Origin of the sequence: Lactobacillus johnsonii ATCC 33200, from assembly GCF_000159355.1 — a bacterium.
Taxonomy (GTDB): Bacteria; Bacillota; Bacilli; order Lactobacillales; family Lactobacillaceae; genus Lactobacillus; species Lactobacillus johnsonii.
This window is the reverse complement of the sequence record NZ_GG670121.1, coordinates 246502-270307: the sequence shown is the minus strand read 5'-3', so window position 1 is coordinate 270307 and position 23806 is coordinate 246502. Positions and strand designations below refer to the sequence as shown.

Below are 23806 nucleotides of genomic sequence, written 5' to 3'. Positions count from 1 at the left end.
AGGCGAAGTACATGGTGGGGTAGTTTCCGTATCAACTATTTTAAGGCGCATTAGGCGTAAACGTGGGTGGTACCACGGCTAATAAAGTAATTTAGTCGTCCCTAGATTTCGAAAGAAGTCTAGGGGCGTTTTTGTTAGGAGAAAATTTTATGGTAAAATTTGATATTTTAGAAGATTTAAAATGGCGTGGAGCTATTAATCAAGAAACTGATGAAGAGGGTTTGCGTAAGTACTTAGCAGAACATGATGATTTAGCTCTTTACTGCGGAACTGATCCAACCGGAGATTCTCTTCATATTGGACACCTAATTCCTTTCATGATTATGAAGAGATTCCAAATGGCTGGTTATCACCCAGTAATTTTAATTGGTGGTGGTACTGGTTCAATTGGTGATCCGTCTGGGAGAAAGACTGAACGTGTTCTTCAAACCGCTGAGCAAGTTAAACATAATGAAGAAAAATTAACTGCTCAGATGAAGAAATTATTCGGTACAGAAAACTTTGAAATTAAGAATAATGCGGAATGGTTAGGTAAGTTAAACTTAATCGATTTCTTGCGTGATTACGGTAAGTTTTTCCAAGTTAATAACATGATTAATAAGGATGTTGTTGCTAGTCGTTTGGAAAATGGTATTTCATTTACCGAATTTACTTACCAAATTTTGCAAGCAATTGACTTCTACCATTTAAATAAAGATAATGGCGTACAACTCCAAATTGGTGGTAGTGATCAATGGGGTAATATTACTGCAGGTATTGACTTGATCCACAAACTTGAAGGTGCAGACCGTCCAGCATTTGGTTTAACTATTCCATTAATGCTTAAAGCTGACGGTACTAAGTTTGGTAAGTCTGCTGGTGGAGCTGTATGGCTTGATCCAGAAAAGACTAGTCCTTATGAATTCTACCAATTCTGGATCAACCAAGATGACCGCGATGTTATCAAGTATCTCAAGTACTTTACTTTCTTATCTCGTGAAGAAATTGAAGATTTAGCTGAAAAGACTGAAAAAGAACCTTGGAAGCGAGCAGCTCAAAAGAAATTAGCTGAAGAAGTTACTAAGTTTGTCCATGGTGAAGAAGGCTTGAAAGAAGCTCAAATGATTACTGAAGCATTATTCTCAGGTAATGTTAAGAGCCTATCAGTTCCTCAAATTGAGCAAGCTTTGAAGAACGCTCCAAGTGCTGAAGTAACCCATGAGGCTAAGAATATCGTAGAATTTTTGGTTGAAACTAAGATTGAACCATCTAAGCGTCAAGCACGTGAAGACGTTAAGAATGGTGCGATTTACGTAAATGGTGAGCGCCAAAATGATATTGACTTTATTATCGAACCAGATAGTGATTTTGATGGAAAATATGTAATTATCCGTAAGGGTAAGAGAAAGTATACTCTAGTTAAAATTAAATAATAAATAAAAATTAAGGACTAGGAATGTAAAAACGTTCCTGGTCCTTTTTGCTATAATTAAATTGATGTCTGCCGTTTTAGCTCAGGAGGTAGAGCACCGCCGTGGTAAGGAGGAGGTCCCCAGTTCAAATCTGGGAAACGGCTTAGTGAATAATTTAGTAACAAAAAAATTCTAGGGATGGTCAAAAAGACGATCCCTTTTTATAATTGTTATAAATAGTATAAATAATTTATGAAAGAAGAATTAATATGGCTCATGAACTTACGCTAGATGAAATTGCAAAATTTCAACAAGATTATCAACAAAATAAGCAAAATAAAATTGCTGAATTGGCTGTTGTGAATAACGGTGTGCAAAAAGCAAGTTTCAACGGTGAAGGTATCCGTGATTTAAATCGAACTTTCTCAATTGAAATTCCAACTGATAATGTGACCGACCAAAAGCAATCAGGTCGTTGTTGGTTGTTTGCTGCTTTGAATGTTTTACGTCATAAGTTTGCCAAGCAATATCATGCAAAGAACTTTACTTTTTCACAAAGCTATCTTTTCTTCTGGGATCGAATTGAAAGAGCAAATATTTTCTTTAATCATATTCTAGAAACTGCGGATAAACCTGTGAATGATCGTACTGTACATTTTTACTTACAAGCACCTGATACCGATGGTGGACAATGGCACATGGCTATTTCATTAATTAGAAAATACGGCTTGGTGCCAACTTATGCACAAGACGAAAGTTTTACAGCTAATAATACAGCTGCTTTTAATCAAGCATTGAATATGAAATTGCGTGAAGATGGACTAGTTTTGCGTAAACTTGCTCAAGCTGGTAAAAATGATGAAATTGAACAAAAACGTCAAGAATATTTAAGTGAAATTTACCGCATGGCTGTAATTGCTTTTGGACAACCTGTGCAAAAGTTTGATCTAGAATTTAAAGATGACGATGGAAATTACAAGTTAGACCAAAATATTACCCCATTAGACTTTTTCCACAATTATTTTGAAGATGACTTAGATGATTATGTAGTACTCTTTAATGCTCCAGATCATGAGTATGATAAGCTTTACGCTTTTCCATTTGAAGATAATGTTGAAGGTGGTAGCCCAGTTAGATTTTTGAATACAAAGATTGAAAATCTTAAGGAAGCAGCAATTAAACAGCTAAAAGATGGGGAAACAATCTGGTTTGGTTGTGATGTAGGCAAGCAAAGTGATCGTCAAAAGGGAATTCTAGCTGCTAATTTATATGAAACTGATACGATTTTTGGTATTGAAACTAAGTTAAATAAAAAAGAACGTCTTCAAACTGGTGCTAGTGGTTCAACTCATGCAATGACCTTTGTAGGCGTAGATGTAGTTGATGGTAAACCCCGTCAATGGAAAGTGGAAAACTCATGGGGAACAAAAGTTGGTGAGAAAGGCTACTTTGTCATGGATGATAAATGGTTTGACGAATACCTATTTAAAGTTGTAGTTAAAAAGCAATACTTACCAGAGAAACTAGTAAAAATTGCTGAAGGCGAAGCAATTTCTGTGCCTTGCTGGGATTCAATGGCTTAGTCTAGGGGATCGACTATGAACATTGAATTAGTTAAACAATTTACTAAGGATCATCTAAAAGGTGAAAAAACAGGCCATGATTATTACCATGGACAAAGAGTGGCAAATTTAGCCACAAAAATGTATCTAAGTGATTATCCTAATGCTCATCCAGATAGCCGAATAGTAGCTATTATTCAGACAGGAAGTTATTTACATGATACGATCGATGAAAAGATTTGTGACAATCCTGATGAAGTTATAAAAGAAATCAAGGCATTATTGCCTAATGTTGGCTTTACTTCTTTAGAGGTAGAAGATATTTTGTTTACTATTCAACACATGTCTTTTTCAGCTAACATTGAGCACCACTATCAACTTCCTTTGAGTGGACAATATGTGCAAGATGCTGATCGGATTGAAAGCTTAGGTGCAATTGGAATTGCTAGAGCGTTTACTTATGGTGGTAAGCATGGAAATAAGATTTATGATCCTAAAATTAAGCCTGAGAAGCTAATAAGTCATGATCAATATCGCAATCATGTAGAAACCACAATTAATCATTTCTATGAAAAATTATTTGATTTAGAAGACCTAATGAATACGCCTGCTGCTAAAAAGGAAGCACACCGGAGAACTGAATATATGCGTGAATTTGTTCAAGAATTTATGGATGAATGGAATGTATAGAGAGAAGCTAACTGATTTTTCAGTTAGCTTTTTTAAAAAATATCTCTATTTTTGCGTAATTAAATATGAGTTTAAAAATGAATTACGTAAAATAGAGGTATAAAAGTGGAGCCAGTCTTTGCACTAAAAAGAATGAAAAACTTAGTAAAGAAAAATCAATTTTTATTGGTTAAGAGAAGAGCAAAACATGCTACACCAGTTTCAAAAGAACTAGCTAAAATTATTGTTTCATATCTTTCTATAAAAGATTTTATTAAAGAAGAAGAGGATAAACAGTATCCTAATACATATGTGTGGATTTATGAAACTACTTATGGATCGAAGTATTATATAAAGCTTAAATTTAAAAATGAAGGAAATATAGTTGTTTTTATTTCCTTTCATGAAGCATTGTACTAAGTGAGGAGATAAAAAATGTCTTATATTGGAGATTATACTAATAGCTATGATATTCGTGGTCATGAGATTGTAATTACTGCACCCGCACGTTTTGATGAAAAAACTGGTAAAGTAATGGCTGATTTGGAACTTGATGATTATGCAGCAAAGTTAGCATTAGAAAAATATCGGAAACAATTTGATATTGTTTCACCAGAAGATATTAAAAATTTGCGTCATTATTGGGATTTTAGCCAAGCAAAACTTGCTGAAGTTTTAGGCTGGAATGTAGCGACAGTTGCTATATATGAAGCTGGCGGATTACCATCAGTTAGCGATAATCGTTTATTAAAAATTTTGATTAGTAGTCCTAAAGTTATGCAAAAATTTATCGATGATAGTAAAAAAGAAGAATTATAAAAATTTATAGGACTTATATTATTAAATTTAGGATGAAAAAATAGACTTCTGCCAGAGTTTTGCAGAAGTCTATTTTTATAAATATAAGTATTTAAGCTAGTGAATCCCAAGCAGGAAGTGGAGTTGGCTTGCTTTCTGCAAGTTTCTTTTGATCTTCAGTTAAGAACTCTTTTCTAACAACCACTTCATAAACAAATTCGTCAAACCACTTATCGCTCATTGTGAAGTAACCTTTACGGCCAGATTTTTCACTCCATGAGTTTTCAACTTTCCACTTACGGATTTCACCCTTATCTAAGTCAACACCAACTAAAGTCATAGCGTGGCTAACTTCGCCTTCACCAGTAGCCAATCTTTCTGCCTTAGTCATATAAGTATCAACATCAAATAATTCATCGGTCTTGTATAGTTCAGTATCTAGGTAACCAGTCTTACGATCCATTTCTTTCAAGACATCATTACCAAACCAAACACTTTCACTATCTTTTAATTGCTTAATAGCAGCATCTTTTAAGTATTCGATTGGAACATTTAAGAAAGTAATAGGGATACCACCGTTAACATTGTCCTCAAATGGAAGAGAGTAAAGTTTACCATATTCATGATCTGGAGCATTAGTTAAGCAAACATAATCATTGAAATTAATATCCCAATACTTATTGAAAAATTCTACCGGAGTTAAATTTTTATCTAAGTGAAGTTTCTTTTCATCATCGCGGTACTCTAAGTCAAAAGTCTTAGGAGGTTCGCCCACAGCAATTGCAGTCATGCGATAGATTTCACTTAGAAATTCTTTGCGTTTCTTTTCAACTTCTTCAGTTTTACCTTCTTGAACTAATTTACGTAAAACTAAAGCATCTTTTCTTTCTTTACGAGCTAGCGCATCAGACAAACCGGCTGTATGATTAGTATTAAAACTTTCAGGCATTGCATTGGTTGGAACAACACCGTATTTTTTCACTAAGGAAGCAGCCATTGCCCATTGACCACCGTCTGCACCAGCAAAATTCATATATGCCTTAACTGTGCGATCATCTAATGGCTTATCTGCAGAATTAATAATTGCATCATAGAAAATATTAGCACGTTCAATCTTATCCCAGAAGAAGTTGTATGCTTGAGATAAGGTGAAGTTTTTAGCCTTATATTTTTTACCAAAATCATGGCGTAAAGTATTTAAGGTTGCAAATAACCAGCAACGACCTGATTGCATTTGGTTGGTAACATTATCAGCTTCTACTTCGACAGAGAATACATCGTTTAGACGGTTAGTAACTGCTGGATTAAATGAAGCTTCTAACACACCGGACCGCATTGCTGCGCGAGAAACTACTTGATTACGTGAATTATCAAAGTCACTACGGAATTGATCAATTTCTTGTAGGGTTAATTCGTGAGACATAGATTACACTCCTTTAATTTTTTTATCATGTTTTTCATTATATTTACTATACAGCAAATCACAAGTTAATACACTAATTTTATTGAATGAAAGTGACTTTCATGAGTATTTAAGGGATGATTCTGAAGTATAATATTGATAACAATATCGGAGGTAAGAACTATGAAAAAGAATATTTTTGTATCAGGAATTACCCTAATGACAATGCTTTTAGCTGTAGGTTGTAGTAATAATGCAAGCCAATCAAATACTAATAATGAAGCTAAAAGTACTAAGACAAGCCATGAAAAGAACCACAAATCTAAAAAACATACAACTAAGAAAGATAAGACTGATATAGATACTGATAATTCAGAAACTACTAACTCAGATAAAAAAACTGATAAGAGTAGTAGTGAAAGTTCCAAGAGTAGTACTAGTGAAAAAGCTAGCCAGAATGGATCAGCAAACACAAATGCTTCTTCTAATTCAAACGAATCAGAAAATGCAAATAATTCAAATGGTTCATCTAATTCTTCAGCATCTAATACTAAAAATCATGGCGGTCAAAGTGCTGCGTCAGCTAATAACTCTTCAGATGCTATGTTTAATAAGATGGTTTCTAATACTATCAAAGAAAACGGCTACTCAAGTAGCTATGGCCCAGACAACTTTACGTTAATTGATGGTGGTAATGGACAATATTCTTTAGCTGAGAAGTCAACTGGAACAATTGTTGGTCATTATTCTGTAAAGAATGGTGATCTTTACAAGCAAGATGTGATTACTGGAAACGATGTTAAGGTTAAATAATGGTTTATTATCAGAAAATGACGCCTGAAGGCTATCAGGAAATTAAAGACGAGATAGCCCGCTTAAAGAAAGATCGGCCACGAAGAATTAAAATCTTACAAGAAGCTCGTAGTATGGGAGACTTATCAGAAAACTCTGAATATACTACAGCTAAGATGGAATTAGGGCATTTACAAAGTCGCTTACGCTATTTAGATAAGCAATTAAGATATTCAGAAATTATTCAAAAAGATGAAAGTGGGACTATTGATTTAGGATCAAATGTTACCTTACTTTTTGATGGTGATGATGAAGCTGAAAAGTATCGGATTGTTGGTAGGATGGAAGCAGATTTAGCTAAGGGAAAAATTTCCTTTGATTCACCTTTGGGGCAAGCTTTGATGAAGAAAAAAGCTGGTGCAACAGTAACTGTTGAAGCGCCAGCTGGAAGTTATGATGTTAAAATTATCGCTGTAAATTAAAAGACATCTCGCTTATGCGGGATGTCTTTTTCTTATCTAAATATTTATTCAATATTAATTGTATTTTCCTTATCTTCTTCAGTTAACTTTGGTAAGGTAATGGTTAAAACACCATTGACGTCTTTGGCAGAAATGTCTTTAGAGTCAACATCAGGAATACGATAACTTCTTTGAATGTGACCAACGCTTCTTTCACGGTGAAGAACATTGCCATTGTTATTGTCTAAGTTATCGAATGAATCCCGACTACCTGAAACGTTTAGAACGCCATCTTTATATGAAACTTTGATGTCTTTCTTATCCATTCCTGGCATGTCAACCTTAACAATATAGTCCTTATCAGTTTCTGCTACATCAGATTGCATAATGTTCTTGATGGAACTGTCGTCAAAAAAGTCTTTTGGAAAACTAAACCAATCACTTAATTGATCCATCATATTATCGTTGTTACGATTTTTCATCATTTCGTTTGCCATAATAAAACTTCCTTCCATTACGCTCTCTACAATCTCTATTGTAGTAAGTTCGTAGGGAAAGTAAAATATTTAGCACTCTAATTAGAGTGGTGCTAATAAAAATGAAAAAAATAGGATTTAGAAGCACTCTAAATCCTATTTTTAATGGTTAGTCTAAATCTTTACCGTTAGATTCAATAACTTTCTTATACCAGTTAAATGAATCCTTCTTTGAGCGTTCTAGCGTTCCTTCACCCTTGTCATTCTTGTCAACATAGATGAAGCCATAACGCTTGTCCATTTGACCCGTTCCAGCTGAAACTAAGTCGATGCATCCCCAAGGAAGATAACCCATCAAGTCAACACCGTCTAACACAACGGCCTTTTCCATTTGTTCAATGTGTTTTCTCAAGTAATCGATTCGATATGGATCATGAACTGAACCGTCAGCTTCGCGCTTGTCGTAAGCACCGAGACCATTTTCAACGATAAATAGTGGCTTGTGGTAGCGGTCAGTTAAGTGATTAAGAGAAATTCTCAAACCTTCTGGGTCAATTTCCCAGCCCCAGTCACTACGCTCTAAAGTAGGGTTTTCGACGATAGCTTCTTGTAAGTCAGTTAATTCATCTGGTTTAACTTTCTTACTTGAAACAGTAGTGGATTGATAGTATGAGAAACCAACGTAGTCTACTGTCCCTTCTTTTAAGGCAATCTTATCTTCTTCGGTGATATCTGGACGGTAGCCATTTCTTTCAATATAGTCTTCAACAGCATTTGGATATTCACCATTAACGTGGACATCGGAGAAGAAGTCACGTCTTTGTTCAAACTTATCAGCAAGTAAAACATCATCTGATGATGGAGTTAGAGGACGAACAGGTGAGTAATTAATCATACAACCAATTTGAAAGTTTGGATTAATCTTGTGGCCTTCTTTAACTGCTAAAGCAGAAGCAACTAATTCATAGTGGGCTGCTTGATACATAGCAGCTTCTTTTTCTTTATCGCCCATTCCATTCTTGAATAAAATACCAGAATTGGTAGCCATTAAGAAGTCGTTGTTAAAACTAGATTGATTATCAATTTCGTTAAAAGTCATCCAATATTTAACTTTATTCTTGTAACGCTTAAAGCAAACACGGGCAAAGCGAACAAAGTAATCAATTGATTTACGGTTAGTAAAACCGCCATATTCTTTGACTAAATGATAAGGAATTTCAAAGTGAGAAAGGGTAATTACAGGTTCAATTCCATACTTATGACATTCATCAAATAAGTCATCGTAGAACTTAAGACCTGCTTCATTAGGTTCTTCTTCATCGCCTTTAGGAAAAATTCTAGTCCAAGCTATTGAAGTACGAAAAGCTTTAAAGCCCATTTCAGCCATTAATTTAATATCACCCTTGTAGTGATGGTAAAAATCAATGGCATCATGATTAGGATAGTTTTTACCAGGAATAACGCCATCAGTAATTTCACGTGGCTTAGTAGCTGATCCGACTGTCATAACATCCGCTACAGACATTCCTTTTCCATCTTCATTCCATGCACCTTCAAGTTGATGAGCAGCAACAGCGCCGCCCCATAAAAAGCCCTTAGGCATAGTATATCCAGTCATATTCAATACGTCCTTTCTAAAGTAAGCGTTTTCGAAACCCATTCTACAAATTAAAAACTTAATTGTAAAGCTTTAAAGTATAGAATTTTATTTTTATAAAAAAACAGTAATAATTATTGCAAACGGTTTCATTATGGAGTATTATACAGGTGTTGTCTGAATTGTTCGGGAACAATATTAGGAGGACAGATACAATAATGACTAAAAGAGATCAGAGTTTAGAACAAAAGAAACATGATATGAGTGTGAGATCTATAAATTTTAGCCGCTATTTAATGATTCGGTATTTTTCTGCGGCGTTCTTATTCACTAATCTCTTTTGGTTAGTTTTTGCAATTTGTTACAAGGATATTGTTGCTTCGATAATTTCGGGATTATTATTTGTTTTATTATTAATAGCTTCAGTAGAGCAGATAAGTAAGTGGAACGTCAGAAATACTGACTTAAAATTTACAAAACTGTATTATCAACTCCAGCTAGGTGCAAATGTAATCTTTGCTATCAGTTGCTATTTACCGTTTGGAAAGACTCTATTTCCTTTTATGGCTACAAACGATGTCGCAAATGTGATCTTTACAATATTAGTTGTTGGCATATTAGGATCTATTTTGATCTTAAGAAGAATTAGCAACATTCAAAATGGTCGCGACAAATATGCAGGAGCAATTAAGACATTTGAAAGTAATAGACAGTAGGACAAATTGAGGAGGATGTACTATGTCTGACACTGCGCAACCATCATTTAAAGATAAAATGATGAAGGCTTTAGGTAAGTTCTCAGGTTCACGTTTTGTACGTGCAATTATGGGTGCTGGTTATTCTATTATTGCCTTCTCTATCATTGGATCTATGTTTTTGGTCTTAACAGTTTTAACACAAGTTATTACTACTAAGGGATTTGTAGATTTTTATAACAATACATTTGGACGTTTTAACAATATTTATACTGTTATTTACAACGCCACAATGGGTATTATTGCGATATACTTTGCTGGATCATTCGCTTATAACTATGCCGATATTTATCGCAAAGAAGAAAACTTATTGCTTGATCCATTAAATGCTGTTTTCTTAACTTTAATGGGCTTATTCATTACCGTTCCACAATTAGTTTGGAAAGGCGGCAATACTATTTTTGTTAATATCTTAAAGAAAGATAATGTTGTTGCCGGAGGATATGGTATTTCTGGATCAGGTTTAACAAGAATTGGTGCGACTGGTATTTTTACTGGTTTGATCGTTGCTTGGTTAACTGTTCAAATTTATCGCTTCTGTATTAAACATAATTGGCGTATTAAGATGCCAGCATCTGTTCCATCTGGTGTTGCTAACTCATTTACTGCCTTAATTCCTGGTTTCGTTATTGCAGTAGTTATTGCAGTAATTGATGTAATTTTAATTGTACTTGGTACAGATATTTTCCAACTCCTATTTATCCCATTCTCATTTGTTTCAAATATTGCTAATACCTGGTGGGGAGTATTAATTATCTTCTTCCTGATCCACTTCTTATGGTGGTTTGGTATTCACGGTGCAACCATTATTTCAAGTTTCTATCAAGCAATTGTATTATCAAATATGGCTGCTAATGCTTCTGGTGCTCACTATGTATTTGCTGGTGAATTCTCAAATGCCTTTGTAATTATGGGTGGTTCTGGTGCTACTCTTGGTATGGCTCTTTGGATGGCATTTGCTGCTAGATCAAAGCAATTACGAGAACTTGGTAAACTTGAAGCTGTTCCTGCTGTATTTAACATTAACGAACCTTTACTATTTGGTTTGCCAATCGTTTATAACATTAAATTGTTTATTCCATTCTTAGCTGCTCCAATGGTATGTTCAATGACTGCTTATGCTGCAATTGCAACTCACTTAGTTCCTAAGATCATTGTTCAACAACCATGGCCAATTCCTGTAGGTCTTGGTGGTATGATGGCTACTGCTAGTTGGCAAGGTTTCGTTTTAGCCGTGGTCAATGCCATAATTGCTTTCTTGATTTGGTATCCATTTATTAAGCACTATGACAACGAATTGCTTAAGAAAGAACAAGCAGATGCTACTAAAGCTTAATTAAAAAGTATAGACTTTTAAAATCTTCGTAGTTTAAAATATAACTATGAGGATTTTTATTTTAAGGACATAGTAATGAAAAAATATGAATTAGTTGCGGATAAAATAAAAGCTTATATCACCAAAAATAAACTTCATCATGGAGATAAATTACCAACAATTACCGAATTAATGAAAGAATATCAAGTTGGTAAATCTACTATCTTACAGGCGATTACTTTGTTAACTCAACGAGGAATAGTTTATAAAGTCCAAGGTTCTGGCGTTTTTGTCAGACCTACAGGGCGAGATGGTTATATGTCACTTACTGATAATGCCGGGTTTGCTCATGTTTTAAAAGATCCTACTACTGAAGTAATTGAGTTTGCTGAGAAAAGACCCCCTAAACCTTTATCTGAGTATCTGCATTCTGATGAAGTATGTTACTTTATAAAAAGATTGCGCAGACAAGAAGGGAAGCCATTTGTTTTAGAAGAATCGTATTATCCTAAGAGAATTATTCCGTTTATGAGTAAGGAAATTGCTGAAGGATCGATTTTTGACTATATAAAAGATGGTTTAAAGAAAGAAATTCGTTTCTCTGATAAATATATGCGCGTTAGAAAGTTAAGAGCCGATGAAGCAAGATATCTAGAATTAGAAGAAGGAGATCCATGTTTAGAAGTTTATGATACTTTCTATTTAGCCAATGGGACACCATTTGATAGTTCTAAATTGGTATACAATTATCAAAACTCTAAATTCTATGATCAAAGTTCTGATGACATTATTTAAAAAAATAGTCCTAGTCTCAAAATATAAATTATTTGAGACTAGGACTATTTTTATTTTGTATAGGCTAAGACATTATTTTTCATTTGTTTTAGTTGTTTTTTGCGCCTTGCTTTAACTGCCAGTTATAAAACCATGTACCGATATTAGAATATTTCTTTTCATCATAGCTAAGAGCATCCTCTTTAAAAACAATCTCACAACCTTGCGGTGTATCGGTTAAATAGTAGCCAATTTTAACATCTATTTTAGGTGACTTAAAAACTGAAACATATTTTTTACCTAATTTATATTCAGTGATTTCGGCTTTCACATTTCTTTGTTGATATGTTGTTCCTGCAGCAATTTTAACAGGTAAGTCATTACCACGAGATTTTTTAATTGCTTGAGTAAGTTGCCTATCTAGGTAATTAAAAAAATCTTTTGCTTTGAAGTTTACTTGTTCTTTGATTGATTTTGTTTGTCTTTCTCTATCTATCTTTTCAAAAAAATAGAGCCTAGAAAAAGCTAGGTTCTATCTTGTTTTTTAGTCTAAATCTTTTCCATGGGAGGCAATAACTTTTTTATACCAATTAAAGGAATCCTTAGGATATCTCTTTAAAGATCCATTTCCTTTGTCGTCACGATCAACGTAAACAAAGCCATAGCGTTTCTTCATTTCACCAGTACCATTTGAGACTAAGTCTATTGCTGACCACATGGTATAACCCATCAAAGGAATACCATCTTCATTAACTGCTTCTTCCATTGATTTGATTTGGGCACGAAGATAATCAATTCGATAGTCATCATGAACTTTATGATCTTCAGTTAATTCATCACCCCAACCAAGACCATTTTCAACGATAAAGAGAGGCTTATGGTATCGATCCCAAAGGTCATTTAAGGCAATTCGTAATACATCTGGGTCAGTTGCCCATCCCCAGGCGTTGTAGTCAAGATAAGGGTTCTTAACGCCGCCTGCGGAAACATTACCATTAACTTTTGCGTCTGCTTCATGTGTAGTAAGAACATTAGAAGTGTAACAAGAAAAGCTTAGAAAGTCTGCTGGATAGTTTTTTATTAACTCATAGTCTTCTGGCTTGTCATCAAGTTTGCTGCCATCACATTCATATTGTTTTAAACGATATTCAGGATAACGACCGCCAGTTTGAACATCTGAGTAAAATAGCATCTCTTGTTTAGCTTTCATAACTAAAATTTGATCAGCTGGATCAGCAGTATAAGGATAGTAAGCAGAGTAGGCAAGCATTTGACCTACTTGATTGTTTTGATCGATTTCATGAGCTAGTTTAACTACTTTACTACTTGCTACAAACTGATTATGAGCTCCTTGAGCACGATTTTGTTCACTACCATCAATTAACCCACCGCCCATATAAGGAGCCATGTCCATAGCATTAATTTCGTTAAAGGTTAGCCAGTATTTCACTTTTCCTTTATAGTGATTCATTACAATATCAGCATAATGAACAAAGATGTCAATCATTTTTCGGTCTTTCCAACCACCAAAACGATTAACTAAAGATAAGGGAGTTTCATAGTGGGAGAGAGTTACTAAAGGTTCAATGCCATATTTAGCACATTCATCGAATACCTTATCATAGAAGGCTAAGCCTTCTTTATTTGGTTCTTCATCATCGCCGTTTGGTAAAATACGTGACCAATTTAGTGAGAGGCGGAACATATTAAAGCCCATGTCAGCCATATATTTAATATCTTCTTTATAGTGGTGATAGAAGTCCGTTCCCTCATGGCTTGGATAGTAATAATCAGCTAAAGGAGCTGGTTTTGCCTCTGCGGGAAGTTTAAACTCTTTTCCCCAAACCATTGGAGTAGATCCAGTTTTGCCATCAGCAGTTTTCCAAGTGACTTTTCTTGGCTCACTAGCAGAACCATTAGTTAGTACATCAACGGCATTTAATCCTTTACCACCGTCTTTATAACCACCTTCATACTGGTTTGCAGCACTAGCGCCGCCCCAGTAAAAGTCTTTAGGCATAGAGTAGGTTTTTGTCATATTTTTTCCTTTCTTAATTTGTTTAAATTTATAAAAAAAGTTCTAGAATTGCTCTAGAACTTTTACTTAAAAGCTAGTTGTCTCTAAAACGACATAATTTCGTTCATTGTAGCGATTTCGGCTTGTTGAATATTCAACTGGTTGACCATTGTTTAACAAGACAATTTGTTCCAGCTCTAAGATTGGATCGTCTTTTTTGGCTTGAAGATATTGTTGATCCCAATCATCAGCCTTAGTAGCCTTAATTTTACGATAGGCAACGCCAAATTTAAGTTTCAAATTATGATGAAGATAATTATAGATAGAATTATGTAATATATCTTCATTTAAATCTGGAACTAAGTTAACTGGCATAAATGTATGTTCAAGAATCAGAGGTTTACCTTCAAGCCGTCTTAGACGACGAATATTGTAAACCGGATCGCTAGATTTTAATTTTAAATAGTGTTGAACATCCTCATTTGGAAATTCAACATTAAACTCAATGATATCGCTAGTGACCTCATTAGATCCTAGTAGATTAGCTAAACCACTAAAAACATTTGCTGGTGAATCAAATTTATCTTGAATTGGAATTGGGCCTAAGACAAAAGTGCCGAGACCAGATTCTTTATAAACCAGACCTTTTCTTTGTAGACCATCTAAGGCCTTCTTAACAGTTAAACGGCTTACGTGTAATTCTTCTGCAAGTGTTTTTTGGTCAGGAAGGGGAGTTTGAGGTTTATAGACTCCATCTTCAATTCTTTTTTGTAGAATTCGAGCAACTTTTAAGTATTTTGCTTCTGCAGCCATTATTTTTCAGCCATTTTTTTGTAAACAGCTACTACTTCCTTAGCTAAATCAATAAAAGTAATAGCTGTCATTAAGTGGTCTTGAGCATGAACCATGTAAAGGTCAACTTTTACATGGTTACCTTGTGCTTCTTGGGTTAACATATCAGTTTGAACATTGTGGGCATTAACCAAGCCTTCATTTGCTTGCTTAATAAATTCATCAGCTTTATCAAAGTCGCCCTTTTTAGCAGCTTGGATTGCTTGCATAGCAGCAGCCTTTGCATTACCAGCTTGCATAATAATTCCCATTACAACTTGCATGTTATCGCTATTTTCTTGTGCCATAATTTTAATTCTCCTAGATAGTATTTTTAAAATAAAAGATGCTCCTGACAATTATTTATTTTACTATGTCAGCAAGCATCTCCCATAAATTATTTTTGTTTTAATTCTTGAATTCCTTAATCAATTGCTGCATCACAGTCAATTGGTAGTTGCAGTAGCATTTGTCCATCTACCTCAAGACCTTTAGGGACTTGGATAATACCAGGAAAATGATAGCCATGATGAGCTTTAGTCTCATTATCTAAATAAATCGAAACTTGTCCATCTGCGCTGACCCAAATTTTAAAATGATGACCGTTACGATCAAATTCGTTAACAATTTTTACTTCGTCGTTCATTTGACTATTTATCGCCCATTAATTCTTGAGCAGTTTCAAGAACATGCTCACCATTCATCATACCGTAGTCTTGCATGTTAATAACTGCTAATGGGATACCTGCTTCATCAGTAATCTTTTTAACACTGTCTTCCATGTATTGAACTTGAGGTCCAAGCATTAATACATCTGGGTGTTCCTTATCAATTTCATCTTGAATACCTGATGCTGCAGTAGCAAAGATCTTGTAGTCTTTACCTTTTTCTTTAGCTGCGTTTTGCATCTTTGATACTAAAAGTGAAGTTGACATACCTGCTGCACAAGCTAACATAATAGTTTTATCTGCCATAATAATTATCTCCTTTGTAAATCTAATTAAGTGTTTTTCAGTGTTTGAGTGTTGATCTATAAATTAAATGTATGCACTTTCATCATTGAAAGCATTTACATTATAGCACGATTTTGATCATAAGTGTTAATTAATAGCTGAAAAAATTATTTACCTTCAGCTTCGTCCTTCTTAAGCGTTGCAGCTTCTCTTTGGACTAAGATCTTGTCGTACTTTCTAGCAAATGGCCAGTAGATCAAAGTTGAAATAATTAATGTACATGCTTGCCAAATTGCCATCTTCCTGCCACCAATTAGGAAACCGGAGATAACAGCTGGCATGTCCACGGACATAATTACGAAGTAAGTTGAGATAGCAACTACAACTGGTGTTAAGAAGAATGGGTTCATAACAATAGGTAAACCGAATAGGAATGGTTCGTTAATGTTAAAGATACCAGGAACTAATTCAACTTTACCGATTGAACGTAATTGTGCTGATTTAGCAGCAATTAAAATAAAGATAATTAAACCAATAGTGATACCTGAACCAGTCAAGTTAATAAAGTTGTTGTAGAATTCGTTAGTAACAACGTGAGCACCATTGGCAATGGTTAATTTACCAGCTTTGTACAATTGAGCATTATCAAAAGAGTTAGCTTGAAGCATAGAGCCAGCAAGAGAACCAACAATTAAACCACCGTGAACACCAAAGAATCAGAAGAATGGTACTAAGAATCCAATAGCGATGGCACCACCAAGTGAATCAGAGATACCTTGAAGTGGAATTTGAAGAGTTTGGTAGGTCCATTGTAAGAAGTCTGAACCAGTAGTTAACTTAAAGCCTGCGTAAATAAGCATAGTACCAATTAAGATAATTCCTGATGGAATCATAGCAGTAAATTGGTTAGAAACAGCAGCTGGAACTTGTTCAGGTAACTTAATAGTCCAGCCTTTTTCATAATAGCTGAGTAAATCCAGCCGACTAACAAACCAACAATGATTGCGGCGATCATTCCGTCGCCACCAAGCCAGGTAATGTTGAAGACACCTGTAACTGGTGATTCTAGGAATGTTTGTAAAGCGTGTGGTAATTTATCAATATTTTCAGTTACTGCTTTTGCACTCATTCCACCGTCAATAGTTAAAGTTTGAAGCATTAAAAATGCAGCTAATTAAGTAAGACCAGGTGCTAGTGGTTCATAGCCCTCATTTTTAACATAAATATAGGCAATACCAACTGCTGCCCACATAGCCATGATACTAAAAGTAGTAGTGTAGGCTTGGTTGAAGAAAGCACCCCAACCGGAAGCAGTAATTGCATTAGCTACGGCTGGAATAGGAATATTTCCTAAAATTAAGAAAATAGATCCAATAAGAATAAATGGTAAAGTATAAATCATACCATTTTGTAAGGCTTGGATAGCCTTAGTATTAACAAATTTCATTACTGGAGGCAGTATGCGTTTATTAACAAACACACTAAAGCCTGATTGTTTTTGTCCGCTCATTATATTTCGTCTCCATTATCTTTTAATACTTTTTGGAACCAATAAAATGATTTCTTTGGAACACGTTTTAAATCTTTTAAGTCATGATTTGAACGGTTGACATAAACAGCACCGTAACGCTTTTCCATATCGGCATGTGAACTTGGAATATCGATTAATCCCCAACCTAGATAACCTAAAACTTTAGCTCCATCTAAGAAAATGGCCTCCTTCATAGCCTTAATATGTTCCTCGTGGTAAGCAATACGTTCGTCATCTTCGATCATATGCTCACCATCCCAAGTTTCTTTTAAGCCGATCCCGTTTTCAATTGGGAAGACTGGAATCTTGTAATGGTTGTACATAGTGGTAATAGCGTTTCTAAAACCAAGTGGATCAATTGTCCAGCCCCAAGTATTTGTCTTGAGATACTTGTTTTCTACACCGCTATAGTTCATGTAACGGTTAGGAGCAACGTCGGCAGGAATTTTATCAGCTGACACTGTCCAAGAAGAATAGTAACTAAAAGCTAAAAAGTCAGCCTCTGCTTTTTTCATTTCTTCTTTATCATCTTCAGTTATATCCCAATTAATGTTATGGTCTTTAGCATATTGCAGTACTTCCGGTGAATAACCGCGGCCAGTATCTGCATCATAAATATTGAAATTCAAAAATTCTTGAATTTGTTTTGCTGCCCAAACATCGGTAGATTTTGAAGTCTCAGGATAAATTTGTTGGAAGGCAAGCATTCCGCCGATTTTTACATCATCATATTTTTCATGAATGTAATTAGCTAATCGAATATGACTGATCATAGTATGGTGAAAGATGGTATACATATCATCTAAAGTTTTGTCACCTTTTTCGTAACCAGAGATATTAAATACTTCATCTTGGAAATAAAGATTGTGTTTATTGAAAACAATCCAGTATTTAACTCGGTCTGAAAAATGATCAATCATCTTTTTGCCGAATCTAACAAAAGCATCAACAACATGGCGTGACATAAAACCGTTGTATTCTTTTGCTAGGTGTAGGGGTATGTCAAAGTGATAAAGACAAATCATTGGCTTGATTCCGCGATCAAGCATGGCATCTACTAATTTGTCGTAAAATTCAATTCCCTTAGGATTAAAATCTCCATCTCCTTCGGGACAAACTCTTGACCATGAAATTTGAATACGATACATATTCATATTCATTTCTTTCATTAGGTCTAAATCCTCATCATAACGATGGTATTCATCAATCGCGGTATGCCAGTCTATAGTATTTTCTGTAGCAGGACGCACATCGTAAACTGATAAGTCTTTACCGTCTTCATTCCAGCCACCTTCAGTTTGCATACTTGAAACTGAATTGCCCCAGAAGAAGTCTTTAGGCATTTTGTGCTTATTCATAACATTCCTTCTTTGCAATCGCTTACATATTTTACATGTATAAATATAAACTTATTTTGAGAAAAAAGGAAAACACTTCATATAAAAATATATACTTTTGCTTAATTAGATAACGAAAAAGGACTGGGATGGTTTCCTCAGTCCTTTTTCATGATGCTTTCAAACACATTTATTTAATAATAAAAAAGTGTCTATATAAAATTTAATGCTCTTTTTCAAAATCTGCAACCGCTCCACGCAAATTTGCTTCATTTTTTAATGTACATATATCCAAAATTGGTTTCACGGTCTCGATATCCATCTTATTTCTTAATTTAGCAATTTCATCGTCGAGTAGGGGAACTAATTCTGGATTTTGTGAAATTCCACCACCAATAATAATTTTTTTAGGATCAAAACTGTGTTGAATATTAAAAATAGCCACAGCAAGAGCATGGAGGAGCTTTCCCCGTTCTTCTTGAGCAACTGGGTCATCAGTGTCAGCAAGTTCAAAAACAGTCTTACCATCAAAATCTTTTCCCGTCTTTTTATTGTAGCGCTTGGCCATGGTAACAGGTGAAGCTAGCTCGCTTAACTGCTTACCATCAATAATCATAAAACCAAATTCACCGCCATAGAGATGTGTACCATGCCAGATTTGATTGTTAATAATGATACTTCCGCCAACACCAGTACCAATAACTAAAAATGCCATACTACTGCATCCTTTAGCTGCTCCGTCAGTGATTTCCGCAAGAGCTGCGCAGTTTGCATCATTTTCGATACTTACTGGCAAACCAAATCTTTTTTCTAATTCAGGCACGATCTTAAAGTTGTGAATATAAGGTAGAGCACTTGCTCCTTCAATCACGCCAGTAGCTTTATTAACAGCACCAGGAGAAGATATGGCTACACCATCAATGTTATGATTAGCTTTTATTTCCTTAACTGCATCAATTAATTCCTCATAAAAAGTATCTAAATTATCTGGTGTATCAATAGTAAATGCCATCTTTAATTTTTGATTTATCCAGGTAGCGATTTTAATAGTTGTGCCGCCAATATCAATTGCGATTAAGTTCATTAGTATTACCTCTCTTTTTATCTTATCTTTCATGTTAATCATCAACGTAAGCGCTGTCAATAAGTATATATTTTTCCTGAAGTATAACTAATAGTAAATGCTTTGCTATAATTGAAAGTAACTGATATAAAGGGGAAAAGACATGAATACACCATCGTCCAGACAAGGAAATTTGACTAGATATATTGTTTATTTGGTCTTATATTTAATTGTAATTGGAGTTAAAAAATTAGCTCTGTTAAATGATCATATAAATAAAATAGGGTACTTTTTTTTCTTACTTTGTGCCTTGTTTACTTTATATTTTTATATTCGACAATTTAATCGAGAACAACGATTTTTTGAAAAAAAGCCCACGATGCCTTTATTGGCAGATTATGGATTTATAGTTGGTGTATCTATTCTGGTGATTTTAGGACGGGTTTTTGTTTCCTATCTTCAAGCTAAGGGAAGCGTGCCCTTAATGTCTTTTCAAATAATTTATCAAAATGCTGAATGTAATCTTTTATTTTGGTTTCTTATATTTTCGACTGGTCTTTTGCTACCAGCAATGCAAGTATATTTAACAACAGGTTTTTTCTTTAATTATGGGTTTAGAGCACAGAATATGGTTAGCGGCGTAGTGGGTATTATGTGTTCAGGCTTTTTCTATGGGATACTTAATTTTCAAACTTCATTTAGTTTATTTATTTTCAATAGTCTTTACGGGATGCTTTTTGCTTGGTCTTACTTATATTCACAAAGAATCATGATGCCAATTTATTTAGCAATCCTAAATGGAATTTTTATGGTGATTTTAGCTTAACAAAAAACGAGGAACTTCATAAAGTTCCTCGTTTTTTAATATAAGCGGATAGCGTGAATCGAACCCGCATCTTCAGCTTGGGAAGCTGACATTTTACCATTAAACTATACCCGCATAAACAAAATAATTATATCATTTTGCTAACGATGTGGCAACTGATGTCTGTCGAGGTTATATTCTGACCTGTCAAGTAGAGAAGTAAAATTTTGAAAGAGCCAACGACGTAATTCAGATGGCTTTAACACTAAGGGCATTCTTTCATGAACTGGAAGCACAGTATCATTAGAAGCAGTAGTGACCATTGAAAAGTCATCCCCTTTATAAATACCAGCAATTAATGCCATCGGTTCATCTTTTGCAGTAAAAGATGAATGTTCATGGTAGGTTTTGTTATTTGATGCAAGGTAAGTTTGCTTACTACTTTCCCAGAATTCATTAGCTAAAATAATGCACCGCTGGCGAGCAAATGAATCATCCCACATTGATGGTTTTTCTTCATAAAAACGCTCTACCCGAGCATTATAAATTACTCGATTCTTTTTAAATGGACTTGGATAGCCCCATTTCTTTTCAACTAACTTTAGTTCGTCATCGCTATATAGCATAACTAAAGATGGAGATTTAGGGTAAATCTGAGTAACAGATTCAAATTTGTCTTCAATGTTTTTTGATACAACTAGTGGTAATTTTAAATCAGTTTTTAGATATGTCTTAATTTCTTTAAGCGATGGCATTTCATAATGACTACACATCTCTATTCATCCTTTCTTTATGTAATTTTTCTCTCAATTTAATTTTAGCAACTTTTAGGTAAGTTTAAACAAATAAGGATTTTTGCTAGAATTGGAGGTAAAGCGAAAGATTACAGATATATTGGAGAAAAAATATGACAAAGGAAATTTTATTAACTGGAGATAGACCAACCGGAAAACTTCATATTGGTCACTATATTGGCTCCTTAAAAAACCGTGTAAAATTACAAAATGAAGGTAAATATGACCCTTATATTATGATTGCGGACACTCAAGCACTAACTGATAATGCTAGAGATCCTGAAAAAATTAAGAATAGCTTAATTCAAGTAGCTTTGGACTACTTAGCTGTTGGACTAGATCCGGAAAAGTCCACTATCTATGTGCAATCACAAATCCCTGCTCTTTTTGAATTAACTGCTTATTATATGGATTTGGTAACAGTTGCACGTCTAGAAAGAAATCCAACTGTTAAAACTGAAATTAAGCAAAAGAACTTTAAAGATTCAATTCCAGTTGGTTTCTTAAACTACCCAGTTTCTCAGGCAGCAGACATTACTGCTTTTAAAGCAACAATAATTCCAGTTGGGGATGATCAAGAACCAATGCTTGAACAAACTAGAGAAATTGTTCGTACTTTTAATAGAGTTTATAACACTGATATTTTAGTTGAACCAAAGGGTTACTTCCCACCAAAGGGACAAGGTAGACTTCCAGGTTTAGATGGAAATGCAAAAATGTCTAAATCACTTGGAAATGCAATTTACTTGTCCGATGATGCAAAGACTGTACAAAAGAAAGTTATGTCAATGTACACGGATCCAAACCATATTCATGTTGAAGATCCTGGTCAAGTAGAGGGTAATACTGTCTTTACTTATCTTGATGTTTTTGCACCAGATAAAGATAAGGTGGCTGAACTTAAGGAACAATATCAAAAAGGTGGCTTAGGGGACGTTAAAATTAAACGCTACTTGAATAAGGTTCTTGAAGAAGAACTTGGGCCAATTAGAGAGCGTAGAGAGAAGTTTGCTCAAGATCCAGATGCTGTATACGAAATGTTACTAGAGGGATCAAAAAAGGCAAATGAAGTTGCTAACCAAACTTTACAAGAAGTTAGAGAAGCAATTGGTTTAAATTATTTTGATAGGTTAAATAAATAATTTAAAGAGGGTAAGACTGATGACAAGAGACAGGATTCCGTGGAAGCAATATTTTATGATGCAGGCGTTAGTTATTGCACAGCGCTCAACTTGTGACCGAGCCCTAGTGGGAAGTGTGTTGGTCAAGGACGACCGGATGATTGCCACTGGTTATAATGGAAGTGTTTCTGGACAACCTCATTGTGATGACGTTGGTCATTTAATGGTTGATGGACACTGTGTTAGAACTATTCACTCAGAAATGAATGCCTTAATTCAGTGTGCTAAAAATGGTATTTCAACTGAAGGTACTGAAATCTACGTGACTTATTTTCCTTGCTTTAATTGCAGCAAATGCTTAGTTCAGGCTGGTATTAAGAAAATTAACTATTATTATGATTATCATGATAATCCGTTAGCACTCAAATTACTGCGTGAAAAGGGTGTGGCGATTGAACAAGTAACGCTAGATCATAAATATGTTCAAAGCTTAGCTGAGAGGTTAGAGAAAACGGATAATGAAAAATAAGTTTATCAGTTTTGGAATACTCCTAATTTCTTTTTTACTGTTTACTGCTAGTACAGCTTCTTTTGTTAGTGATCCGCAAAATTTATTTAATAACCAAACTAAAGAATTAGTAACTCAAAAAAATAAAGAGTATCAAAAAACAAAAAATAAACCTGAGATTCGACTTTTAAGTCTAAAAAATAGTAATGATATAAATAAAATTAGGCCGATGAAAAATCAGGTAATTATTGTAGCTGCATTACAAAATAAAAGAAAAAATGTTCAAATTCTTGTTGGTAAAAATTACCAAGATGTTTTGACACAAAATAAGTGTAGCAACATTATCCGATATGCAGGCGATAAATTAAGAAGTGAGAAAAAATCAAGCTTCAACTCAGGAATTCGATTAGTTTTTAATGCCTGTGCAACTTTAATTGCCCAAAAAGATAAGTTGTCTTATGATAAAAATTCTTTGACGCAAGAAGAGTTACAAAAAATTGACCATCCACAAAGTGTAAGTTTAGTTTGGGGATTAGTGATTGCAGCTTTAATTAGTTTTGGATTAGTTTTATTCAAAAGCACGCGAAAGCCACATTAGGGCTTGACTAAAAGCTAGTTAGCCGTTAAAGTATCAATAGAAATTAAATATTAGAGCAAATAAACTGTTAGGTGAGACTCCTACGTGAACACATGCTGTCGCCCAGCAACATCCAGAGATGCCAACGGGTCAAACAGGGATCGTCGATATAAGGCCCTCCCCAGCCAGCTAGTTATATTTTTATAACCTTACGTCACGTAGTGTTAAAACTGAACGACGAGTATAAAAATCGCTTGGATTTAAGCCGATGCAGTTT

General features: G+C 34.6%; 26 protein-coding genes, 2 tRNA genes, 1 pseudogene and 1 riboswitch. Of the genes and pseudogenes, 15 read left to right on the top strand and 14 right to left on the bottom strand.

Going from position 1 to position 23806, the window contains the following annotated elements; all coding sequences use genetic code 11:
• Positions 1-149: 149 nt before the first annotated feature.
• From tyrS to HMPREF0528_RS06400, 6 genes are all read left to right on the top strand, one after another.
• Complete coding sequence (tyrS, locus tag HMPREF0528_RS06425) at positions 150-1412, top strand: tyrosine--tRNA ligase (protein WP_004896025.1); 1263 nt, start codon at positions 150-152, stop codon at positions 1410-1412.
• A gap of 70 nt (positions 1413-1482) precedes the next feature.
• A tRNA-Thr gene (locus HMPREF0528_RS06420) sits at positions 1483-1555 on the top strand.
• A 105-nt stretch (positions 1556-1660) separates the two neighbouring features.
• On the top strand, positions 1661-2974 hold the full coding sequence (locus HMPREF0528_RS06415; protein WP_004896024.1) for a C1 family peptidase: 1314 nt from the start codon (positions 1661-1663) through the stop codon (positions 2972-2974).
• A gap of 15 nt (positions 2975-2989) precedes the next feature.
• Entirely contained in the window at positions 2990-3643 is a 654-nt protein-coding gene (locus HMPREF0528_RS06410) for an HD domain-containing protein (protein WP_004896023.1), read from the top strand.
• 105 nt (positions 3644-3748) lie between these two features.
• Positions 3749-4042: a type II toxin-antitoxin system MqsR family toxin gene (locus HMPREF0528_RS06405; RefSeq protein ID WP_004896022.1), complete on the top strand. Its 294-nt coding sequence runs from the start codon at positions 3749-3751 to the stop codon at positions 4040-4042.
• 15 nt (positions 4043-4057) lie between these two features.
• Entirely contained in the window at positions 4058-4441 is a 384-nt protein-coding gene (locus HMPREF0528_RS06400) for a hypothetical protein (RefSeq protein ID WP_004896021.1), read from the top strand.
• Between the two features lie 91 nt (positions 4442-4532).
• On the opposite strand, the gene HMPREF0528_RS06395 is transcribed toward HMPREF0528_RS06400, so the two are convergent.
• Positions 4533-5843, bottom strand: a complete 1311-nt coding sequence (locus HMPREF0528_RS06395) for a C1 family peptidase (protein ID WP_004896020.1) — start codon at positions 5841-5843, stop codon at positions 4533-4535.
• Positions 5844-6005: 162 nt separating this feature from the next.
• Here HMPREF0528_RS06395 and HMPREF0528_RS06390 point away from each other — a divergent pair, with 162 nt between their 5' ends.
• Both HMPREF0528_RS06390 and greA read left to right on the top strand, forming a co-directional pair.
• Positions 6006-6635, top strand: a complete 630-nt coding sequence (locus HMPREF0528_RS06390; protein WP_004896019.1) for a hypothetical protein — start codon at positions 6006-6008, stop codon at positions 6633-6635.
• A complete protein-coding gene (gene greA, locus HMPREF0528_RS06385; RefSeq protein ID WP_004896018.1) occupies positions 6635-7096 on the top strand; it encodes a transcription elongation factor GreA in 462 nt (153 codons plus the stop codon). Before HMPREF0528_RS06390 ends, greA begins: the two co-directional genes overlap by 1 nt.
• A 44-nt stretch (positions 7097-7140) precedes the next feature.
• Here greA and HMPREF0528_RS06380 read toward each other — a convergent pair whose 3' ends face one another.
• Both HMPREF0528_RS06380 and HMPREF0528_RS06375 read right to left on the bottom strand, forming a co-directional pair.
• On the bottom strand, positions 7141-7572 hold the full coding sequence (locus HMPREF0528_RS06380; protein WP_034525285.1) for an Hsp20/alpha crystallin family protein: 432 nt from the start codon (positions 7570-7572) through the stop codon (positions 7141-7143).
• A gap of 148 nt (positions 7573-7720) precedes the next feature.
• Positions 7721-9169, bottom strand: a complete 1449-nt coding sequence (locus tag HMPREF0528_RS06375; RefSeq protein ID WP_034525284.1) for a 6-phospho-beta-glucosidase — start codon at positions 9167-9169, stop codon at positions 7721-7723.
• 197 nt (positions 9170-9366) lie between these two features.
• On the opposite strand from HMPREF0528_RS06375, the gene HMPREF0528_RS06370 reads away from it, so the two are divergent.
• The 3 genes from HMPREF0528_RS06370 to HMPREF0528_RS06360 all read left to right on the top strand — a co-directional run bounded on the left by HMPREF0528_RS06370 (position 9367) and on the right by HMPREF0528_RS06360 (position 12013).
• A complete protein-coding gene (locus HMPREF0528_RS06370) occupies positions 9367-9864 on the top strand; it encodes a hypothetical protein (protein WP_004896015.1) in 498 nt (165 codons plus the stop codon).
• A 22-nt stretch (positions 9865-9886) separates the two neighbouring features.
• A complete protein-coding gene (celB, locus tag HMPREF0528_RS06365) occupies positions 9887-11239 on the top strand; it encodes a PTS cellobiose transporter subunit IIC (protein WP_004896014.1) in 1353 nt (450 codons plus the stop codon).
• Between the two features lie 75 nt (positions 11240-11314).
• Positions 11315-12013, top strand: coding sequence for a GntR family transcriptional regulator (locus HMPREF0528_RS06360; protein ID WP_004896012.1), 699 nt, complete (start codon positions 11315-11317; stop codon positions 12011-12013).
• Between the two features lie 88 nt (positions 12014-12101).
• On the opposite strand, the gene HMPREF0528_RS06355 is transcribed toward HMPREF0528_RS06360, so the two are convergent.
• The 9 genes and pseudogenes from HMPREF0528_RS06355 to HMPREF0528_RS06315 form a co-directional block, all read right to left on the bottom strand.
• Positions 12102-12461, bottom strand: a complete 360-nt coding sequence (locus HMPREF0528_RS06355) for a DUF3284 domain-containing protein (protein ID WP_234600852.1) — start codon at positions 12459-12461, stop codon at positions 12102-12104.
• A 75-nt stretch (positions 12462-12536) separates the two neighbouring features.
• Positions 12537-14030: a glycoside hydrolase family 1 protein gene (locus tag HMPREF0528_RS06350; RefSeq protein ID WP_034525283.1), complete on the bottom strand. Its 1494-nt coding sequence runs from the start codon at positions 14028-14030 to the stop codon at positions 12537-12539.
• 66 nt (positions 14031-14096) lie between these two features.
• Positions 14097-14822, bottom strand: a complete 726-nt coding sequence (locus tag HMPREF0528_RS06345; RefSeq protein ID WP_004896009.1) for a GntR family transcriptional regulator — start codon at positions 14820-14822, stop codon at positions 14097-14099.
• A complete protein-coding gene (locus tag HMPREF0528_RS06340; RefSeq protein WP_003647909.1) occupies positions 14822-15148 on the bottom strand; it encodes a PTS lactose/cellobiose transporter subunit IIA in 327 nt (108 codons plus the stop codon). The genes HMPREF0528_RS06345 and HMPREF0528_RS06340 overlap by 1 nt, the downstream gene beginning before the upstream one ends.
• 116 nt (positions 15149-15264) lie before the next feature.
• A complete protein-coding gene (locus tag HMPREF0528_RS06335; protein WP_004896008.1) occupies positions 15265-15486 on the bottom strand; it encodes a hypothetical protein in 222 nt (73 codons plus the stop codon).
• 4 nt (positions 15487-15490) lie between these two features.
• Positions 15491-15814, bottom strand: coding sequence for a PTS sugar transporter subunit IIB (locus tag HMPREF0528_RS06330; RefSeq protein ID WP_004896007.1), 324 nt, complete (start codon positions 15812-15814; stop codon positions 15491-15493).
• 146 nt (positions 15815-15960) lie between these two features.
• A pseudogene (locus HMPREF0528_RS06325) lies at positions 15961-17303 on the bottom strand (PTS sugar transporter subunit IIC).
• The gene (locus HMPREF0528_RS06320; RefSeq protein ID WP_004896002.1) at positions 17303-18682 is read right to left on the bottom strand and encodes a glycoside hydrolase family 1 protein; all 1380 of its coding nucleotides are present in this window, start codon (positions 18680-18682) and stop codon (positions 17303-17305) included. The pseudogene HMPREF0528_RS06325 and the gene HMPREF0528_RS06320 overlap by 1 nt, the downstream one beginning before the upstream one ends.
• Before the next feature lie 202 nt (positions 18683-18884).
• On the bottom strand, positions 18885-19745 hold the full coding sequence (locus HMPREF0528_RS06315) for an ROK family protein (protein ID WP_034525282.1): 861 nt from the start codon (positions 19743-19745) through the stop codon (positions 18885-18887).
• A 358-nt stretch (positions 19746-20103) separates the two neighbouring features.
• Between HMPREF0528_RS06315 and HMPREF0528_RS06310 the strand changes: the two genes are divergently transcribed.
• Entirely contained in the window at positions 20104-20550 is a 447-nt protein-coding gene (locus HMPREF0528_RS06310; protein WP_225844797.1) for a CPBP family glutamic-type intramembrane protease, read from the top strand.
• 43 nt (positions 20551-20593) lie between these two features.
• Here HMPREF0528_RS06310 and HMPREF0528_RS06305 read toward each other — a convergent pair.
• Together HMPREF0528_RS06305 and HMPREF0528_RS06300 are read right to left on the bottom strand one after the other, a co-directional pair.
• Positions 20594-20664, bottom strand: a tRNA-Gly gene (locus HMPREF0528_RS06305).
• A 26-nt stretch (positions 20665-20690) separates the two neighbouring features.
• A complete protein-coding gene (locus HMPREF0528_RS06300) occupies positions 20691-21302 on the bottom strand; it encodes an SOS response-associated peptidase family protein (protein ID WP_034525281.1) in 612 nt (203 codons plus the stop codon).
• A 134-nt stretch (positions 21303-21436) separates the two neighbouring features.
• Between HMPREF0528_RS06300 and trpS the strand changes: the two genes are divergently transcribed.
• Genes trpS through HMPREF0528_RS06285 form a run of 3 tightly spaced genes read left to right on the top strand, consistent with a single transcriptional unit; the run spans position 21437 to position 23550 of the window.
• Positions 21437-22465: a tryptophan--tRNA ligase gene (gene trpS / locus HMPREF0528_RS06295; protein WP_004895998.1), complete on the top strand. Its 1029-nt coding sequence runs from the start codon at positions 21437-21439 to the stop codon at positions 22463-22465.
• A gap of 19 nt (positions 22466-22484) precedes the next feature.
• A complete protein-coding gene (locus HMPREF0528_RS06290; RefSeq protein ID WP_004895997.1) occupies positions 22485-22973 on the top strand; it encodes a deoxycytidylate deaminase in 489 nt (162 codons plus the stop codon).
• Entirely contained in the window at positions 22963-23550 is a 588-nt protein-coding gene (locus HMPREF0528_RS06285; protein ID WP_004895996.1) for a TPM domain-containing protein, read from the top strand. The genes HMPREF0528_RS06290 and HMPREF0528_RS06285 overlap by 11 nt, the downstream gene beginning before the upstream one ends.
• Before the next feature lie 56 nt (positions 23551-23606).
• Positions 23607-23779: riboswitch (M-box (ykoK) riboswitch) on the top strand.
• The last annotated feature ends 27 nt before the right edge of the window (positions 23780-23806 follow it).

Bases quoted from the DNA above. Each gene is read 5' to 3' on its own strand.
- tyrS (WP_004896025.1), top strand. From the start codon at position 150: ATGGTAAAATTTGATATTTTAGAAGATTTAAAATGGCGTGGAGCTATT.
- HMPREF0528_RS06415 (WP_004896024.1), top strand. From the start codon at position 1,661: ATGGCTCATGAACTTACGCTAGATGAAATTGCAAAATTTCAACAAGAT.
- HMPREF0528_RS06410 (WP_004896023.1), top strand. From the start codon at position 2,990: ATGAACATTGAATTAGTTAAACAATTTACTAAGGATCATCTAAAAGGT.
- HMPREF0528_RS06400 (WP_004896021.1), top strand. From the start codon at position 4,058: ATGTCTTATATTGGAGATTATACTAATAGCTATGATATTCGTGGTCAT.
- HMPREF0528_RS06395 (WP_004896020.1), bottom strand. From the start codon at position 5,843: ATGTCTCACGAATTAACCCTACAAGAAATTGATCAATTCCGTAGTGAC.
- HMPREF0528_RS06390 (WP_004896019.1), top strand. From the start codon at position 6,006: ATGAAAAAGAATATTTTTGTATCAGGAATTACCCTAATGACAATGCTT.
- greA (WP_004896018.1), top strand. From the start codon at position 6,635: ATGGTTTATTATCAGAAAATGACGCCTGAAGGCTATCAGGAAATTAAA.
- HMPREF0528_RS06380 (WP_034525285.1), bottom strand. From the start codon at position 7,572: ATGGCAAACGAAATGATGAAAAATCGTAACAACGATAATATGATGGAT.
- HMPREF0528_RS06375 (WP_034525284.1), bottom strand. From the start codon at position 9,169: ATGACTGGATATACTATGCCTAAGGGCTTTTTATGGGGCGGCGCTGTT.
- HMPREF0528_RS06370 (WP_004896015.1), top strand. From the start codon at position 9,367: ATGACTAAAAGAGATCAGAGTTTAGAACAAAAGAAACATGATATGAGT.
- celB (WP_004896014.1), top strand. From the start codon at position 9,887: ATGTCTGACACTGCGCAACCATCATTTAAAGATAAAATGATGAAGGCT.
- HMPREF0528_RS06360 (WP_004896012.1), top strand. From the start codon at position 11,315: ATGAAAAAATATGAATTAGTTGCGGATAAAATAAAAGCTTATATCACC.
- HMPREF0528_RS06350 (WP_034525283.1), bottom strand. From the start codon at position 14,030: ATGACAAAAACCTACTCTATGCCTAAAGACTTTTACTGGGGCGGCGCT.
- HMPREF0528_RS06345 (WP_004896009.1), bottom strand. From the start codon at position 14,822: ATGGCTGCAGAAGCAAAATACTTAAAAGTTGCTCGAATTCTACAAAAA.
- HMPREF0528_RS06340 (WP_003647909.1), bottom strand. From the start codon at position 15,148: ATGGCACAAGAAAATAGCGATAACATGCAAGTTGTAATGGGAATTATT.
- HMPREF0528_RS06335 (WP_004896008.1), bottom strand. From the start codon at position 15,486: ATGAACGACGAAGTAAAAATTGTTAACGAATTTGATCGTAACGGTCAT.
- HMPREF0528_RS06330 (WP_004896007.1), bottom strand. From the start codon at position 15,814: ATGGCAGATAAAACTATTATGTTAGCTTGTGCAGCAGGTATGTCAACT.
- HMPREF0528_RS06320 (WP_004896002.1), bottom strand. From the start codon at position 18,682: ATGAATAAGCACAAAATGCCTAAAGACTTCTTCTGGGGCAATTCAGTT.
- HMPREF0528_RS06315 (WP_034525282.1), bottom strand. From the start codon at position 19,745: ATGAACTTAATCGCAATTGATATTGGCGGCACAACTATTAAAATCGCT.
- HMPREF0528_RS06310 (WP_225844797.1), top strand. From the start codon at position 20,104: ATGCCTTTATTGGCAGATTATGGATTTATAGTTGGTGTATCTATTCTG.
- HMPREF0528_RS06300 (WP_034525281.1), bottom strand. From the start codon at position 21,302: ATGTGTAGTCATTATGAAATGCCATCGCTTAAAGAAATTAAGACATAT.
- trpS (WP_004895998.1), top strand. From the start codon at position 21,437: ATGACAAAGGAAATTTTATTAACTGGAGATAGACCAACCGGAAAACTT.
- HMPREF0528_RS06290 (WP_004895997.1), top strand. From the start codon at position 22,485: ATGACAAGAGACAGGATTCCGTGGAAGCAATATTTTATGATGCAGGCG.
- HMPREF0528_RS06285 (WP_004895996.1), top strand. From the start codon at position 22,963: ATGAAAAATAAGTTTATCAGTTTTGGAATACTCCTAATTTCTTTTTTA.